The following is a 16,215-nucleotide window of genomic DNA, read 5'->3' on the forward strand; positions in this document are numbered from 1 at the left end:
GCTATTGTCAAACGTCCATCATCTGCGCATTGACCATTCGGTATACGGCCGAGCGCGTCAGCCGGATTGCGACTTTCGGCCCTCTGCATTTTGCGTGACATTGCGCAAGACGAGTTCAGAAAGCTGCACGACCAGCTGTTTGAGACGCGCTATCTCCCGTCTGCAGCGCACCAGCTCACGCTCTTCATCTGTCGTTGTCGACAGTTCATAGCGGCTTACAACCGCATGATTCATTTGACCCTCTATCCGACCAAATAACCGCGAACGACAATTCAAGCACACCCTATCGCCCCGTAATTGTACGGAAACATCGGCCTTTCGACGCCACGAAACACTGTACGCAGCGATCCAACTGTCTCGCCGAGCCGATCAATGTGTTATCCGCGCTACAGATCGGTCCGTTTCGTACTTACATAAACTCGCTGGCATGACGCGCCAGGAGGCCGCGCTTTGTCCTCTTGGAGCCGGAGCGAATAATCACTTCGGATTTCTATTGCCAGCCTGATTTGCACGTCACGGCGACGACAGGGCGCACCGCCCCCGAAACCTATCGCAGGCTGACGAGGCGATCGCCGTTCCTGCTGACAAGGTCTGCCGATCGTGTTTCAGGGGCTTCAGATCCGGCCGCCGTTCGACGGCATCCCCCCTCACTCACGATCGACCGCAAACCAGATGCACTCTTGCGTAGCCAGATGAGCTGCCCCGGCTCCGCAATTGCTTTGCTCGGCTGCCGCCAAGGCACGATGCGGAAGGCGTCAGTGTCGAGCCGACGTTGGCTGCACGCTCGTGAGCCTTGACGCCGGTTGGAGGGTACCGCAGCTCGGCGGTCCAGGCGATCGCGCACCATGTTTCGTCGTTCTACAGAAGTAAGTGGTTTATCGTCGAGCTTTCAGGGATAGCCAGAGCGTCATCGTCCAGTGCGTTTATGGGCTATCCGGCGTCTCCCCTAGAGATCGCGCAAAGCTCGAATAGGGGAGTAGGAGAAACGTTGAACATCAAGGGGAACCGTGCAGAATGGCCGCGGCTATGGCTGGTGGGGATAGGTGTCGATATCGGCGTGCCCCGGCGATAGAACGGGGTTTGCTTGCCGCACCAAATGCTCATTGCGCGTCTGCGGAGCGTCACGGGCTTGTCCGAGCAAGACCAAGCTAAGCTCGAAAGCATGCCTCACACCATCAAACGGTTCGCTCCTGGCGAGTGCCTGGCGCGCCAGGGGGATCGGCCTGTGAGCTGTGCAGTCGTGATGGGCGGCTTTCTGTCTCGCCAAAGAGTGGCATCGGATCGAATCCAGATAACGTCCTTCTATATACCTGGGGACATCCCCGACCTGCACACCCTTCACTTTCCGGAAATGGATCGCGATCTCCGCAGCATCGGCACCAGCATCATTGCCCTTGTACCCCACTCCTACCTCAGGGAAATCCTCGCGAAGTCTGCCGCGCTCGCCCATGCGTTTTGGCGGGAGACGTTGATTCACACGGCGATCTATCGCGAATGGATCGAAAATCTCGGCTCCCGGGAAGCGTTGCTCCGGCTTGCTCATCTTCTTTGCGAGATCGCCGCGCGGCTTGAGCTCGTCGGGCTTCTGAACAATGGTCGCTTCCATGTTCCATTCACACAGCAAGACATCGCCGATGCATGCGGCCTTTCGACGGTACACGCGAATCGGACGATCCAGGAGCTTCGGCGCAGGAAGCTCATTGAATGGAACGGACATGCTGTTGATCTTATTCAGCGAGATCGACTCGAGTTGCTTGCAGATTTCCGTCCCTCCTATCTGATGCGCTGAATTTCTTGGGCCGTTGCTGCCTGCGCAGCTTTGCCTAGACATCACAGGCGGCGTTCACCTTTCGACAGGTAAGACCGAGCGCTGGTATGTATTGGCTTTGAGGCGAATGCATTGCTCGTGGGCGGAATCCCCAGGGCATTTTTTTGCCCGGCCAGCGCCCCGTCGCGATCTCGCGCAGCGAACGTGTGTCGCCGACGGATTTCGAGGAACGCCGGCAAGATCCACAAAATCTGCATCGTCAATCGTTGGGAGCTCGCGGCCACGGGAGAGCGATTTCCGTGTTGCCAGCACAGCTTTGGCGCTTGGCTGTGATATGCCCGCCGAATGAGCCGCGCCGCGCAACTCCCCGGTAAAGATGCTCGGATCGGGCACCGAGCCCATCATGCTCGGACCACCCCCGTCCAATCTTGGTAAGATGATCATAGCACATTTGAGATCGTCGACACCGACCGTGTGATTAGGCCGGCTAACAAGACGCTCAAAAAGTGCGCTGCTCTGAAGATTCTCTGCCGCCAATCAGCAAGCACGTCAGCTTCTGGAAAGGCCAAAAGGCATGAGATCACGTGGAAAACATGACGCACAACGCGTCTCGATCACGGTGTAGTACGCGACTATCAAAGAACGAGAGCAACACGTACGTCTGCTCCTCTCGAAGGTACTTAGCTGATTGTAAAGGCCCTCGGCTTGAATTGCATGCGGGTCAGCTCAAAGAGCTTGAATCGCACGCGGCGGCACGTTGTATTATCTCAGAGTAGCTAACAAGGGAGTCCGAAAGGACTTCCTGTTGCTGCCGTGATGAGACGCTGATGCGGTCGGTATGTGTGCAGCAGAGACCAACTCCACTGTTGCCACCATCATCTATGAGATGACGCGAAGGAGGAACGCTCGACACCAGATCTGCCCGACATGATCCTTCGCAATTTGAATTTGCGGTAAAATCCTTGCCGCAAATAACCGTCGGCAGCCTCCCTCTGTCGACGGAAGCTGGCGCGATGCTTAGCAGCCTCGCTCCCCCAGACGGACTTCGCCCGGCCATCGATCAGGCCGGGCTTTTTTTTGCTGCCCATGAAAAGCGTAGTTTGAGGCGTTCTAGCCGGCGTATAATGATTGCGCAGAGTTGAGAACGAATTTGAATTGCTCGTGGGTCCATCAGACCGGCTGGGTCTGTCGCGATCAAACCGCTTACAATTCGTACGATGATATGCGACAGTGGTGACCGATCGACGCATTCGAGCGACTGCGGCCTTAAAACTTCCACATGGCGTCGCGAAGCTGCGCTTGCGAGCACCTTCTCGATCACGACAATATGTGTTTAGTACCCGCATCGGGAGCACGGGTGGGTCGATTTGCTTTGAGAGCTCTTAGATCTCTCAAAAATCGCATTTCGCGGAAGCCGCTTGCTCATATTTATGCGATTGCTGCCTCGAAGGGCTTGAATCGCACGCAGCGTCATATTGTACGATCTCACGGCGATGATCCCTAGCGGACGAGCGAAGCCAAACCGGAAATCCGGAGCGATCGCATGAATCAGCCGCGCGTCCAACGCCCGCGATGAGACTTAGTTCGATGGCATTTCCTCTCTAATGAACACGGCGCGATAGCGCATCGGCGATATTGTTGCCAGAAGATGGGATAATGACGGCCGATATTGTTGATGTATGTGTAATCGGGAGTGGCGCCAGCGGCTCGACGGTCGCTCACGAGATCGCACAACGCGGATTGCGAGTACTTCTTCTCGAGCAGGGACGAACACTTCCTCCCGGCGCTTCGCTGGCGAACGTCCAAAATGGCATGGATAGCGCCCTGGTGCAGTCTGCGGCAGGAACGTTGACGCCGTTCGGGCGTCCGTGGACCGTCTGCGCGCTCGGCGGCGGAATGACTTTGTATGCCGGGATAGCCTTCCGCTGTCGCGCCATCGATTTTGACGCACGAGCGCATGTGGCCAGGGACGCGCTCGACCCGAGCTGGCCAATCGACTACACGGACCTACGCCCATTCTATGATGAGGTGGAACAGCGCGTGGGAGTAGCCCGCCTGGCCGGAGCGGATCCGCTCGAGCCGCCGAGCGATCCCCCCGTTCTGCCACCGCACAAATACAGTGTGCAGGGCCAGTTGATCGCCGATGCCGGGGCACGCCTGGGCCGGCTGCCGTTCCCCACTCCATTGGCAATCAACTCGATCCCATATCGCGGCCGGCCAGCTTGTCACTGCGAGGGACCATGCAACGAACATCTGTGCCCGAGCGGCGCGAGGGCCGACGCACGCTCGCCGTTCAGGGGTATCGCCCTGCCGCCGGACGCGCTGACGATTGCGCTTGGCAGCAAGGCCGTCCGCATCGATCTCGGCAACGTCAGTCGCGCCGATGCGGTGGAATGGATAGACACTCTCAACCGACAACGCGCTCGGGTCCGCGCCCGCTGCGTTGTACTCGCGGGCAACGCGGTACAGTCTGCCGCCCTGCTCCTACGCTCGGCGCAACAGGCAGCGCCCAACGGCATCGGCAACGCATCTGGCATGGTAGGCAGTGGCATCTCGTTTAAGATCAGCGGCTACGTGACCGGTAGGACCACGTTGAATCCGCCGACCACGCCCCAGTCCGGCCACCCCTTCTCCACTGTCGCGGTGTCCGATCACTACCTGGACGACGAGGCGCCTTCGGGGCTCGGCGGAATGATCTACGAAGCAAGTCAGCCCGAACGCACGGATTCCGGCGAGATAAGGCTACGGCTGCATTTTTTGGCGGCCGATCAGCCCATGCGCAACAACACGGTCCGGCTGGCCACCAGCCGGGACGGGCTGGGTTTGCCCAAGATCATTCTCGATTACCGGACCCACCCCCTCGACAAGCGCCGACTAGGCTACTTGTCGCGACATGCGTCGAACTTGCTGGCCGAGGCAGGGGTAAAACAAGTCGATTATCAAGATTCCAATTATCAGTTCGGCAGCGGACATCTGCATGGCGGCTGTCGGGCAGGAAGAGATCCGACACAATCGGTGGTTGACCCTTGGGGCCGCGTGCACGACATCGACAATCTCTATGTCGCGGATGGCGGCTTCTTCCCCTATGCCGGGGGCGTCAACCCGACCTTCACCATTCAGGCGAACGCGCTGCGGATCGCTCGAAGAATAGTCACGCAGCTGACGTAACGAGCGCAACGGAGAGGGTTTTGTCGATCAGCACGCCTACTGCCGCCGTGACCGCGACCGACGGGCATGGATCGGCACTGCGACGCGCCCTGCGCGTCACCGCTTCGCAGAAGTGGGACCTCAACAAGCGTTTTCCGGTCGTGATGACGCGCGCGTCAGGCGCGCATGCATGGGACATCAATGGAAAGCAATACGTCGATTTCACTTCCTGTAGCGGTGCCGCACCGCTTGGGGCCGGATACGAGCCGGTCGTGGCGCACGCAGCCGCTGAGATGCGCCGCACCGGCGGGATTCTGCCCGGACCGCTGTCCGTGCACCGGGTCGAACTGGCCGAACGGCTGGCGGAGATCTTCCCCGTCGCGGAACGCTCAATGTTTTTCCGCACCGGATCTTGCGCTACCACCGCAGCCGTGCGCCTTGCCCGCGCGTTCACGGGCATCAACCATGTACTGACCAGCGGATATCACGGCTGGCATGACTGGCAGTTGCAGGACCGCCCCGAGATGGGGCTGCCCAATCGGGACCGCGACAGCGTGGACTTCCGCTACAACCTCGACTTGCTCGATCAGCTGGCAAGTGTCCAGCGCGTCGCCGCGGTGATCGTCACCCCGGAGGTCAACTTCTTCCCGCCAGAATACCATCAGGAACTGCAGAGACTGGTGCATCGGCACGGCGCCCTGCTTGTCCTTGACGAGGTGATGACCGGATTCCGCTACGCGCCTGGCGGGTACCACATGGCGGTCGGCCTCACGCCCGATTTGATTACACTGAGTAAAGGACTGGCGAACGGAATGGCGCTGTCGGCAGTCGCGGGCCGGGCGGACGTACTGGCCGCGGCCGAAAAGACATACATGGGAAACACCTACCAGCGCGAAGTAACCCCGTTCGCCGCTGCATTGAGCACCCTGCACGCCCTGCGCGACGGGACCGCGCTGGCCCGGATGCGCGAGGTCGGCGAGCAATTGATCAAGGGGCTCAACGGCGTCTTCACAAGACAGCAAGCCGCGGCATGGGCGTTTGCCTGGCCCACCATGTTCGACGTCGTATTTGCTGACCCCGAGCTTGGCCATGCCTTCTTCCAGGAAATGTGGGCTCGGGGCTTCCTGATGCAGTATGGCGGGCGTTTCATGCCATCGGCAGCAGTGTCCGACACCGATGTGCAGGCCGCCGTCGAAGCAGCTGGAGAGGCCCTTCCGGCAGCGCTGTCCCGCATGGAGAACCCGGCTCGCGACCCGGATCCGGTCGCAGCTGCAGTACGGTTTGCCAGAGATCATTTCGTTGCCACCCCGGGAGCGGTTCGGCGCTGGTTCAATGCGCCCGTCCACTGACCAGCACACATGTCGAACAGAGAGCAGGGCCATGTCGCAGCCGGATACATTTTCCACATCGCCGGTGCTGCTCGGCGGTGACAACCGGTCGGGCACCACCCTGCTGAGTATCGTGCTCGACTCGCATCTGGATCTGGTAGCCGGGCCAGAGATCGACTTCCTCGAACCGCCCAACCTCGGGCCGCACATTGTTGGTGCCATCGATCAGCTTGCGGCCGCCGATTCGTGGGGCATGGGCACAAGCAAGAACACAATCGATCCGTTCTGGTATGACGGGATGCATTTTGTGGTGCAGTGCCGCCGCTTCGGTCTCGACTTCGATGACGTGCGCGAACTTGTCGGCAAGGTCATGGTCGTCACGGGCAATGACATTGTCTCGTTCGCCGACCGATGCCATCTCATTAACGAGATCGGTGAGTTGCGCCGTGCGCGCAGCGGAGCGCAACGCTGGGGATTGAAACTGCAGCGGAAAATCACCCGGGTCGATGACTTCGCCCGCCTGTGGCCGCGTGCACATTTCGTGCATATCGTGCGGGACGGCCGTGACGTTGCCGCCTCTCATCTGAGGACAGTTCCTGACTGGGGGTACCGAACAATTGCTGATGCTGCGCAGGGTTGGTTTGAAGTGGTGTCCCGGCCGCACAGAATCGCGCCGCCTGGCCGTTATCTCGAGGTGCGTTACGAGGACCTTGTAAGCAGTCCCCACACTACACTGGCGGCGATTTTGGATCACCTCGGCTTGCCGTGGGACGAGGCCGTGCTGCGTCACGCTGAATACGAACACGCGTTGTTCGAACAACCGCACGACCATCCGGCAGCCGAGGCTGCGGGAAAGCCGCTGCATCAGGGGCGGATCGGTCGCCACGTCCAAGATTTGACGCCAGCTGAGATTTCGGAGTTCGAGGAGATCGCCGGAAGTGAACTGGCCCGACTAGGTTATCTGTCCGCCTCAACGCCGTCTGGCGACGCGTGAGCTGCCGGCGCCGATCTGATGCGCCTCACCGGCTGCCAAGCAGCTACCTTGCGCTGCTCGTCGGCCAGACCATTTCCTTGCTGGGCTCCAACGTAACCATGCTGGCGCTGCCGCTCACTGCAATTACGCTACTGGATGCCGGACCGGCGCAGGCGGGGCTCTTGCTGGCCTGCGGTCGGGCACCGTGCCTTTTCGTGAGCCTGTTCGCCGGGGTCATTGTCGACCGTCTCCCGCTCCGACGTATCCTTCTGACCGCTAATCTGGTGATGGCGGTAACGCTCGCCACCATTCCGTTGTGCGCCAGCCTTGGACATCTGGGAATGGTTCAGCTGTACGTGACAACCGTGCTGGTTGGGATAGCCGCGGTGATCGCCGACGTGGCTTATCTGGCGTGCATACCTACAGTCCTCGACCGGTCTCAGCTGGTTCGGGCGCAGAGCTCATTGGAGTTCAGCCAGGCGACTGCGATGGCCGCAGGTCCGCTTCTGGCCGGCTGGCTCATCAACGCCTTCTCCGCTCCAACCGCAATCCTGGCCGACTCCGTCTCATTTCTGCTTGCCGCCGCGTTGCTCTCGCTGGTGCCGATGCGTGCCGCCTCATGCTCAGCGGCCCCCTCGAGCACTGTGCTGGTCCAAATGGCAGAAGGGTTGGCGAGCGTTTTCGGCAATCCGGTTTTAAGGGCCGTTACCCTAGCCACCGGCACATTCATCTTTTGGCTCAACGCGTATTCTGCGGCGTTTCTCCTGCATCTGACCAGGAATCTCGAGTTCGACAGCCGAATCGTCGGCATGGTGCTCGGTATCGGCGCTCTCGGTGGTGTGGTGGGCGCGGCGGGCTCACCGTGGGCGGGCCGGACATTTGGGCTTGGTCCCGTATTAATGACCGGCTTGGCGGTGAGCGCGGCAGGCATGAGTCTTGGAGGCCTGCTCACCGCGCCCTGGTGGGCAGCAGTGGCATGCGTGGCGCTCTCCCAATTCATTCTGTGGATTGGCCAGGGACTCTACCACGTGCAGCAGGTTCCAATTCGATATGGGCTGGTCCCGCAGCACCTGCAAGGCCGGGTCAATGCGAGCATCCGCTGCGTCGTGTGGGGACTGGGCTCGTTGGGCGCACTGGTCGGCGGCGCAGCCGCCGCTGCAACGAGCCTGCGCACCATGTTGCTGGCGAGCAGTGTGCTTGGCACTGCCTCGATACTCTGGATCTGGCGCTCGCCGCTGCGCCGCATGCACAGCTTGCACCTGTAACCATCGCGACGGCCAGTCATGGACATCAAGCAATTTTGCGATACTGATCGGCAGGCGGGTCGGCTGATGCTGTGGCGGGTCGGCGTTCCGGACCCGGTCAGCTGGCGGCCCGACCCGCGCCGTCCGTCCCATGTTCAGGAAGACCACCTTCGCTTTGCGCACGATGGCCGGCCCGGCTGGCTCGGCACCGCCTTCGACTTGCCGGGCGAGTTCAACAGCGCTGCGCTGACCAAATCGATCCTTGGCTGGGTCGACCGGCACGAGGCGCTACGCAGCCGGTTGGTCAAGGATGGATCGACAATCCATCGTGCCACGATCGGACCAGGCGCGGCAAGGCTTGAAAAAACCGTGGTCGGTGACTACGCCGATGGCGATGAAATAGTTCAATTGCTGGAAGAGCTGTTCGACGCAGAGACTAGGCCGGTGTCCTGGCCAGCATATGTCTTCGTGACGATCACACGGCCGACATCGACAAGCCTCCTCTTGGCCTGCGACCACTCCGTCAGCGATGCCTATTCCATCGCTTTGGTGCCATACGAAATTCGCGAGCTGTACACAGCCGCAATCCTCGGAGTGGCGCCCGAGCTGGCACCGGTGAGCAGCTATCTGGACCACGCTGAATCCGAACGAGAGCGACTGGGCGATTTGACCGATGATCATCCTGCTATCGCTCACTGGCGCGAACTGATCGCCGCAAACGGCGGTCAATTGCCGGATTTTCCACTACCACTCGGTGCGCCGGAGGGCACCTTACAACGCACAGGGCGAATGTGGCTGCTCGACGCGGCACAAGCAGCTGAGTTCGATCACGGCTGCAGGTCCCAGGGCGGAAACGCGACGACGGGATTATTCGCCTGTCTGGCGCTCGCCGGAAAGACACTGGCAGACCAACAAGAATTCCTCGCCGTTGCCCCCTTTCACACGCGGTACGACCTGCCCTCGATGCGCTCGGTAGGATGGTATGTCGGGATGGGCCCGGTGCGTTTCCGCCTGGCTGGCACGTTACCGGAGCTCCTGCGCGCCGCGCGGCTCGAGCTCAAGCGAGCCAAGAAAACCGCTCAGGTGCCATTTCCGAAGGCGATGGAGCTGCTCGGCACCGCGCTGCGCGACCGTTTCATGGTCTCTTATATGGACAATCGCACCGTGCCCGGGTCAGACCTGTGGCCGCAGTGGCGGACACGATTTATGATCAGTCGTAGTTCTGATGCTTGCGAGACATACCTGTGGATCAGTCGCTGGCAGGACGGAATTTATGTGCACTTCCGTCACCCCGGCACCGCCCTCGCGCGAACCGCGATGGATCATTATCTCGCTGAAGTGGCGGCGCACGCTCATTTCATCAGTCGCGCTCGTCCGCTGCCGCAAGTTTCGAACTGACCAAAAGGCGCACAGCATCCTCACCTGCGTTTGTTGCACTGAGCCTGGCGATGGCACAGTCCTTGCCAAGTCTCGGCCGTGAGATCAATTCGTCCCAGAACGGCCGAGGAGGCCTACGGGACGATCGGCTGCTGCAGTTATGCTCGCATGGATAAAGGGAGCTTCAAATGAGCCTGCTACGACCAAGTTGTCCGCAGATGCAGACCCGTTTGAACAAGGAAGAGGCCAGGGATGGCGTGAGCATCAACTCACGGCATGAAATAACAATAGCGGCGCCAAGCGCGTGACGAAGTCCGACCAACTCAAGGAGCTACGCGAACTCATGCAATTGCTTTGGCATTTGTTCGAACGAGTGCACGAGCTTCCAAGAGGCCCAGAACATACAGCAGCCGTTCAGACGCTTAAACGCTTGGAGCGCCGGCTGGTAGTCCTGGTTCAAGCATCTGAAACGGCTCGGGCGACTGACCGCAAACTCGCCGGTGGTTCGGCTCGCTAAGCCGGTGATTGTCACACTCTCACCAAAGCCTCGACCTGGCCGCCATCGGCGGGATCTGCAATAACAGCCGAGAACAAAAGGACGCTTGCAAGCCTGTCCGACCGCTGCGTTTGTTCGCCCTATTGATCATTGATTGTGCAGCTTTGGGCGGCACAAACTGCGCAAATCAGTCTTGCAGCTACGAATGAGCGCCGTATTCAAGTAGCCGTTAGAAGCGCGTATTTTTAAGCAATACGTCGCCTTCCACGTCGCGCGGATAATGCGCCGCCACTTCGAACGACGGTAACAGGTCAAGAATGGCCCGCAAAGACAGCTGCCCTTCGTAAAGCTCGCGGTCGCTGTATTCCGTGTAGATGAAGCGCGTGTTGCTGACGGTCTGCATGCCGCCGGCGATGACGTCGGCTTCGGCTCCCTGGACATCCATCCAGATGAAATCGACCCTGTTCAGCCCGGCTTCGTTGCACCAATCGTCAAGCCGCCGCGTTTGAACCGGGACAGGACGATCGAAACGAACCCAATCATACTCAGTCAAATGATTTTTCGGGCGGCGTATCGAGCCGGAAAGGTCCCATTCCTTCGCATCGCCATCTGCATTGCTTGGATGGAATTCGATCACCCCGTTCCGATCGCTGATCGCGATTTCAAGCAACTTCACCTTGTCGAGAGATGGGCCCAGCTTCTTCCTGAAGCGCGCGATCGCTCTGGGGTCAGGCTCGAAGCAGTAGAGCTGCGCTTGCGGGCACAGGTTGAGAAAGTGTTGCGTGTCAGTTCCGTCGTTGCATCCGATATCGAGGATGACCGGATCCGACTTCTCAAGAAGCGAAACAATGTGCTGATGTATTTCCACAGAAGACACCGGTCTTGCCCCAATAGTTGAGATTTGTGCTCGAAGCCGCAATCACATGCCAGACGCCGCCGCACAATGCATATCAACGTATATAATTCATATGTGCGTTCCCCATTTATCCATGGCCATCTGGACGGCGATACCAAAGGGGGGTCTGTCGCGGCGAAAGCCGCAGCAATTGCCCTGGGGCGACAGAGCTATCCGGAAGAACGTAAATCGGAAAATCGTGCACGAGCGTGCGGTCCCTCGCTTCCAGACTAAAGATCGTCTTCCTCAAAACATCGTCGTGCCGGCGCATTACCCGTCGGCGGATCTCGATGGAGTGGTCGAGGACAGAGTGACCGCTCCTGCGCAACGACGACCAATCCCCATCGATCGCAGTTGCAGCCCAGCCAATGTCGCCCTGCCATCTGATAGTCGGCGTTCCAGATCCGCGCACTCACGATCTTCGGCTGACGACTTTTAGGCTGTTTGGCCTGAAGGAGCGCGATCACGCCGGGCAATCCTGAGAGCGCGCTCAGGCCACGCTGACCGCCGCTGAATGATGGTCGCAGAACTCACTGCAACGTTCGCCGAGCCATGTACTGGCGCTCGGAGAAAACAGCATTGGCGCGGCGCGAACTCCTAGGTGTTTAGTCCCAAGCTTTGATGGTGCATTCTTATCGCACGATTCGAAGGATGCGCTATGGGACAAGTTCTACACGGCTGCGCCACCACGACGGAGGCAGTCCGTCGAGCAATACAAAATAGTCAAGAGAGCCTGAGATCACTCGCCAAGCGCTACGGGATCAACCAGAAGACTGTCGCGAAGTGGAAGCAGCGCGAGACCGTCGCCGATCGTTCCACCGGCCCCAAGGAAGCCAAGTCGACAGTCCTTTCCATCGAGGAGGAGGCGATCATCGTCGCTTTCCGGCGACACACGCTGCTGCCGCTCGACGATTGCCTCTATGCGCTGCAGCCGACCATCCCGCATCTGACGCGGTCCTCCCTGCATCGCTGCCTCCAGCGCCACGGCATCAGCCGATTGCCGGAGGTCCAAGGCGGCAAGCCCTCGAAGAAGAAGTTCAAGGTTTATCCGATCGGCTATTTCCACATCGACATCGCTGAGCTCCAGACCGCTGAAGGCAAGCTCTACCTCTACGTCGCAATCGATCGCACCAGCAAGTTCGCCTTCGTGCAACTGGCCAGGAAGACGGGAAGGACCTCAGCCTCGGCCTTCCTCGCAGCTCTGATCGCGGCCGTCCCCCACAAGATCCACACGGTGCTCACCGATAATGGGATCCAGTTCACCTTCCCGCCGCGCTATGCAGACGGCCCGACGGCAAGATACGTGACGCATATGTTCGACATGCGATGCCAAGAAAACGGGATCGAGCATCGACTGACCAAGATCAAGCATCCCTGGACCAATGGCCAGGTCGAGCGCATGAACCGCACGATCAAGGAAGCGACTGTCCATCGCTGCCATTACGACCGACAAGATCAGCTCGAAGCTCACCTTGCCGACTTCATCACCGCCTACAATTACGCTCGGCGGCTGAAGACCCTGAAGGGCCTCACACCCTACGAATACATCTGCAAATGCTGGACTTCCCAGCCAGAACGATTCAAACTCAACCCACTCCAGCAAATGCCGGGACTAAACACCTAGGGGGCATCGATCACGGCCACTCCGACGGGGCACGCGGCCTCCCAGTTGGTCGGGCCCCGAAGTCCATTGGTCGCTCCCGACGAATCGGTTCGGTTCCGGAAGGCTACGCCAATTCGGGCCGTCGACCGCGAGTCACGCTGCGTTCCGCTACCCTTCACTTCGCGGGACCCGCGGCGCGCATCCAGAGACTGCAAGATAAGGGTATAGAGGGAATGTGGTTGTGTTGACGAAATGCAATGTCATTTTCGCAACAGCTTGGCTGCCTTTAGACATGATGACGTCTGCTTCCGACCTAGGACACGCGCAGTCCAGGCGCGCGATTCAGCCGAACTGCAGGCAAGGGGCGCTCCTCATCGTTGGCCTGGCTCTTGCTATCACCGATACTGTTGCAATGTGGCGAAACGCCAACTCGTTCAAATGCTCAGGAGGTCCGCATGAATTTCCGTCCGCTTCACGACCGCGTCGTGGTCAGGCGCATCGACGCTGAAGAGAAGACCGCTGGCGGTATTATCATTCCCGACACAGCCAAGGAGAAGCCCTCGCAAGGCGAAGTCATCGCCGTCGGCCCGGGCGGCCGCGACGAGACCGGCAAGCTAATTCCGATCGACGTCCAGGTCGGCGATCGCGTCCTGTTCGGCAAGTGGTCGGGCACCGAGGTCAAGCTCGACAGTCAGGAGCTGTTGATCATGAAGGAAAGCGACATCATGGGCGTTCTCACCGACGTGTTTTCCAAGAAGAAGGCCGCCTGACCCGGCTACTCGCACACCTCACCCCGACGGGCGTCTGCTCGGCGCACCGAAGGATGAGAGAATAAACCGAAGGAATTGTTTATGTCAGCCAAAGAAGTCAAATTCGGAGTAGACGCGCGCGACCGCATGCTGCGTGGTGTCGACATCCTCGCTAACGCGGTGCAGGTCACACTCGGTCCGAAGGGCCGCAACGTGGTGCTTGACAAGTCGTTCGGCGCTCCCCGCATCACCAAGGACGGCGTCGCCGTCGCCAAGGAGGTCGAGCTCGAGGAAAAGTTCGAGAACATGGGCGCCCAGATGGTGCGCGAAGTCGCCTCCAAGGCTGCCGACGCGGCCGGCGACGGCACCACCACGGCGACCGTGCTTGCGGCCGCAATCGTGCGCGAAGGCGCCAAGTCGGTCGCCGCCGGCATGAACCCGATGGATCTGAAGCGCGGTATCGACCTCGCGGTCGAAGCCGTCGTGGCCGACCTCCAGAAGAACTCGAAGAAGGTCACCTCGAACGAGGAAATCGCCCAGGTCGGCACCATTTCGGCCAATGGCGATGCCGAGATCGGCAAGTTCCTCGCCGACGCCATGAAGAAGGTCGGCAACGAGGGCGTGATCACGGTCGAGGAAGCCAAGTCGCTCGAGACCGAGCTCGATGTCGTCGAGGGCATGCAGTTCGATCGCGGCTACATCTCGCCCTACTTCGTCACCAACGCCGACAAGATGCGCGTTGAGATGGACGACGCCTACATCCTGATCAACGAGAAGAAGCTCTCCTCGCTGAACGAGCTGCTGCCGCTGCTCGAGGCCGTGGTGCAGACCGGCAAGCCGCTGGTCATCGTCGCTGAAGACGTCGAAGGCGAAGCGCTGGCCACCCTCGTCGTCAACCGCCTGCGTGGCGGCCTGAAGGTCGCGGCCGTCAAGGCTCCGGGCTTCGGCGACCGCCGCAAGGCCATGCTGCAGGACATCGCGGTCCTGACCGGCGGCCAGGCCATCTCGGAAGACCTCGGCATCAAGCTCGAGAACGTCACGCTGCAGATGCTCGGCCGCGCCAAGAAGGTGATGATCGACAAGGAGAACACCACGATCGTCAACGGCGCCGGCAAGAAGGCCGACATCGACGCCCGCGTTGGCCAGATCAAGGCGCAGATCGAGGAGACCACCTCGGACTACGACCGTGAGAAGCTGCAGGAGCGTCTCGCCAAGCTCGCAGGCGGCGTCGCGGTGATCCGCGTCGGCGGCGCGACCGAGGTCGAGGTGAAGGAGCGCAAGGATCGCGTTGATGACGCGATGCACGCGACCCGTGCGGCTGTTGAGGAAGGTATCCTGCCGGGCGGCGGCGTCGCCCTGCTCCGTGCCTCGGAGCAGCTCAAGGGCCTGCGCACCAAGAACGACGACCAGAAGACCGGCGTCGAGATCGTGCGCAAGGCGCTGTCCTGGCCGGCCCGCCAGATCGCGATCAACGCTGGCGAAGACGGCTCGATCGTGGTCGGCAAAGTCCTCGAGAACGAGCAATATTCTTTCGGATTCGATGCCCAGACAGGCGAGTACAGCAATCTCGTCTTCAAGGGCATCATCGACCCGACCAAAGTCGTGCGCATCGCGGTCCAGAACGCGTCCTCCGTGGCAGCTCTGCTGATCACCACCGAAGCGATGGTCGCCGAACTGCCGAAGAAGGTCGCGGCGGGTCCCGCAATCCCTCCCGGCGCCGGCATGGGCGGTATGGATTTCTGACGCCGTCCATCAGAGGGGCGACACATGCGGAGCCCTGGCAGGAATGCCAGGGTTTTCAGCTTCGGGCGAACCATCTAGATACCATTTCAGCCGGGTCGGCAGGTGGCGTCGAAAGCCCCATCGGTCATCCATGTCAGGAGCGGTTGGCCCGACCAAGCCGTCTGGTCAGACGCTCTGCACCTCGGCAGGGCAAAGAAAGGAGCCCAACTTGTGACGGAAGCCTGGCCTGCGCGCCATTCCGCCTGACGAAGCTGCCACTGTTCATTCGAGACCTCATCTGAGCAGACGCAGATCCGGTGCCAAGCTCCGGCTTTCACATTCCGCCTACATTTACAAATTCTGACGCGCCGTCCGAAGCGCCAGATACCGTTCCTGGCTCCGGTCTGACATCTCGTCGCCATCGGGCCGTGAAGTGCGCTCAAGAGGACGGATCCTTCAATTTCGCAGCACATCTTCCTGGTATCGACGTATCGCTCCTGGAGCGACGCAACAGCAAGACGTGCAACTGATGCTGTTGAGTGTTCGATCAGGCAGATCGCGGGACTCTGACGAAGGAACAACTTGCTCAAGAGACTGCAAAGATACTCCACTGCTGCTAGCCGTTCGCTTGATCAAAGATCAAGCGGCGCGGCGAGGTTGTCCGGGCTTTACAAGCAACGGCCAAAGCCCACAGAGTCAACCCAGCACTGAGCGCAGCCGCAAGACCGCCAATCCGATGCGTCAGTCTCACAAATGAAGAGACCCCAGCGGGGAATCCCCGCTGAGGCCGAGGTTCGCAAATGAAGCCTATGACCGCCTGCACCAAGATGCGGATGAACTCTCCTTTTGTAGATCAAGCCACCTTGTCAGCGAGCGTTTTCAGCGCGCGGCTGAGAGGACGCGCATGCTCCCC

The 16,215-nt window shown here is 60.2% G+C and carries 11 protein-coding genes; 9 read left to right on the forward strand and 2 right to left on the reverse strand.

Annotated elements, in window-relative coordinates:
- Positions 1–57: 57 nt before the first annotated feature.
- Positions 58–234, reverse strand: a complete 177-nt coding sequence (locus AKN83_RS39965) for a hypothetical protein (protein ID WP_244522125.1) — start codon at positions 232–234, stop codon at positions 58–60.
- An 895-nt stretch (positions 235–1,129) separates the two neighbouring features.
- Between AKN83_RS39965 and AKN83_RS27885 the strand changes: the two genes are divergently transcribed.
- The 6 genes from AKN83_RS27885 to AKN83_RS27910 all read left to right on the forward strand — a co-directional run bounded on the left by AKN83_RS27885 (position 1,130) and on the right by AKN83_RS27910 (position 9,858).
- Positions 1,130–1,789, forward strand: a complete 660-nt coding sequence (locus tag AKN83_RS27885) for a Crp/Fnr family transcriptional regulator (RefSeq protein ID WP_244522126.1) — start codon at positions 1,130–1,132, stop codon at positions 1,787–1,789.
- 1,635 nt (positions 1,790–3,424) lie between these two features.
- On the forward strand, positions 3,425–4,936 hold the full coding sequence (locus AKN83_RS27890) for an FAD-dependent oxidoreductase (protein ID WP_063695554.1): 1,512 nt from the start codon (positions 3,425–3,427) through the stop codon (positions 4,934–4,936).
- Positions 4,937–4,956: 20 nt separating this feature from the next.
- Positions 4,957–6,264 (forward strand): aminotransferase class III-fold pyridoxal phosphate-dependent enzyme, encoded by a 1,308-nt coding sequence (locus AKN83_RS27895; RefSeq protein ID WP_050404886.1) that lies wholly within the window; start codon positions 4,957–4,959, stop codon positions 6,262–6,264.
- Between the two features lie 31 nt (positions 6,265–6,295).
- A complete protein-coding gene (locus AKN83_RS27900) occupies positions 6,296–7,237 on the forward strand; it encodes a sulfotransferase family protein (RefSeq protein WP_050404887.1) in 942 nt (313 codons plus the stop codon).
- A complete protein-coding gene (locus AKN83_RS27905; protein ID WP_283807411.1) occupies positions 7,234–8,481 on the forward strand; it encodes an MFS transporter in 1,248 nt (415 codons plus the stop codon). The genes AKN83_RS27900 and AKN83_RS27905 overlap by 4 nt, the downstream gene beginning before the upstream one ends.
- Positions 8,482–8,499: 18 nt before the next feature.
- Positions 8,500–9,858, forward strand: a complete 1,359-nt coding sequence (locus AKN83_RS27910; RefSeq protein ID WP_050404888.1) for a condensation domain-containing protein — start codon at positions 8,500–8,502, stop codon at positions 9,856–9,858.
- Positions 9,859–10,562: 704 nt separating this feature from the next.
- Here the strand turns inward: AKN83_RS27910 and AKN83_RS27915 are convergent.
- Positions 10,563–11,210 (reverse strand): FkbM family methyltransferase, encoded by a 648-nt coding sequence (locus AKN83_RS27915; RefSeq protein ID WP_050404889.1) that lies wholly within the window; start codon positions 11,208–11,210, stop codon positions 10,563–10,565.
- 676 nt (positions 11,211–11,886) lie between these two features.
- On the opposite strand from AKN83_RS27915, the gene AKN83_RS27920 reads away from it, so the two are divergent.
- From AKN83_RS27920 to groL, 3 genes are all read left to right on the forward strand, one after another.
- The gene (locus AKN83_RS27920; protein ID WP_050404890.1) at positions 11,887–12,852 is read left to right on the forward strand and encodes an IS481 family transposase; all 966 of its coding nucleotides are present in this window, start codon (positions 11,887–11,889) and stop codon (positions 12,850–12,852) included.
- 434 nt (positions 12,853–13,286) lie between these two features.
- On the forward strand, positions 13,287–13,601 hold the full coding sequence (locus AKN83_RS27925; protein WP_050404891.1) for a co-chaperone GroES: 315 nt from the start codon (positions 13,287–13,289) through the stop codon (positions 13,599–13,601).
- An 81-nt stretch (positions 13,602–13,682) separates the two neighbouring features.
- Positions 13,683–15,323 (forward strand): chaperonin GroEL, encoded by a 1,641-nt coding sequence (gene groL / locus AKN83_RS27930; protein WP_063695556.1) that lies wholly within the window; start codon positions 13,683–13,685, stop codon positions 15,321–15,323.
- Positions 15,324–16,215 lie beyond the last annotated feature (892 nt).

Source organism: Bradyrhizobium embrapense (genome assembly GCF_001189235.2).
Classification (GTDB): Bacteria; Pseudomonadota; Alphaproteobacteria; order Rhizobiales; family Xanthobacteraceae; genus Bradyrhizobium; species Bradyrhizobium embrapense.

Excerpts from the sequence above, each read along its gene's own strand:
- AKN83_RS27920 (WP_050404890.1), top strand. The coding sequence starts at position 11,887 with ATGGGACAAGTTCTACACGGCTGCGCCACCACGACGGAGGCAGTCCGT.
- AKN83_RS39965 (WP_244522125.1), bottom strand. The coding sequence starts at position 234 with ATGAATCATGCGGTTGTAAGCCGCTATGAACTGTCGACAACGACAGAT.
- AKN83_RS27890 (WP_063695554.1), top strand. The coding sequence starts at position 3,425 with ATGACGGCCGATATTGTTGATGTATGTGTAATCGGGAGTGGCGCCAGC.
- AKN83_RS27900 (WP_050404887.1), top strand. The coding sequence starts at position 6,296 with ATGTCGCAGCCGGATACATTTTCCACATCGCCGGTGCTGCTCGGCGGT.
- AKN83_RS27910 (WP_050404888.1), top strand. The coding sequence starts at position 8,500 with ATGGACATCAAGCAATTTTGCGATACTGATCGGCAGGCGGGTCGGCTG.
- groL (WP_063695556.1), top strand. The coding sequence starts at position 13,683 with ATGTCAGCCAAAGAAGTCAAATTCGGAGTAGACGCGCGCGACCGCATG.
- AKN83_RS27925 (WP_050404891.1), top strand. The coding sequence starts at position 13,287 with ATGAATTTCCGTCCGCTTCACGACCGCGTCGTGGTCAGGCGCATCGAC.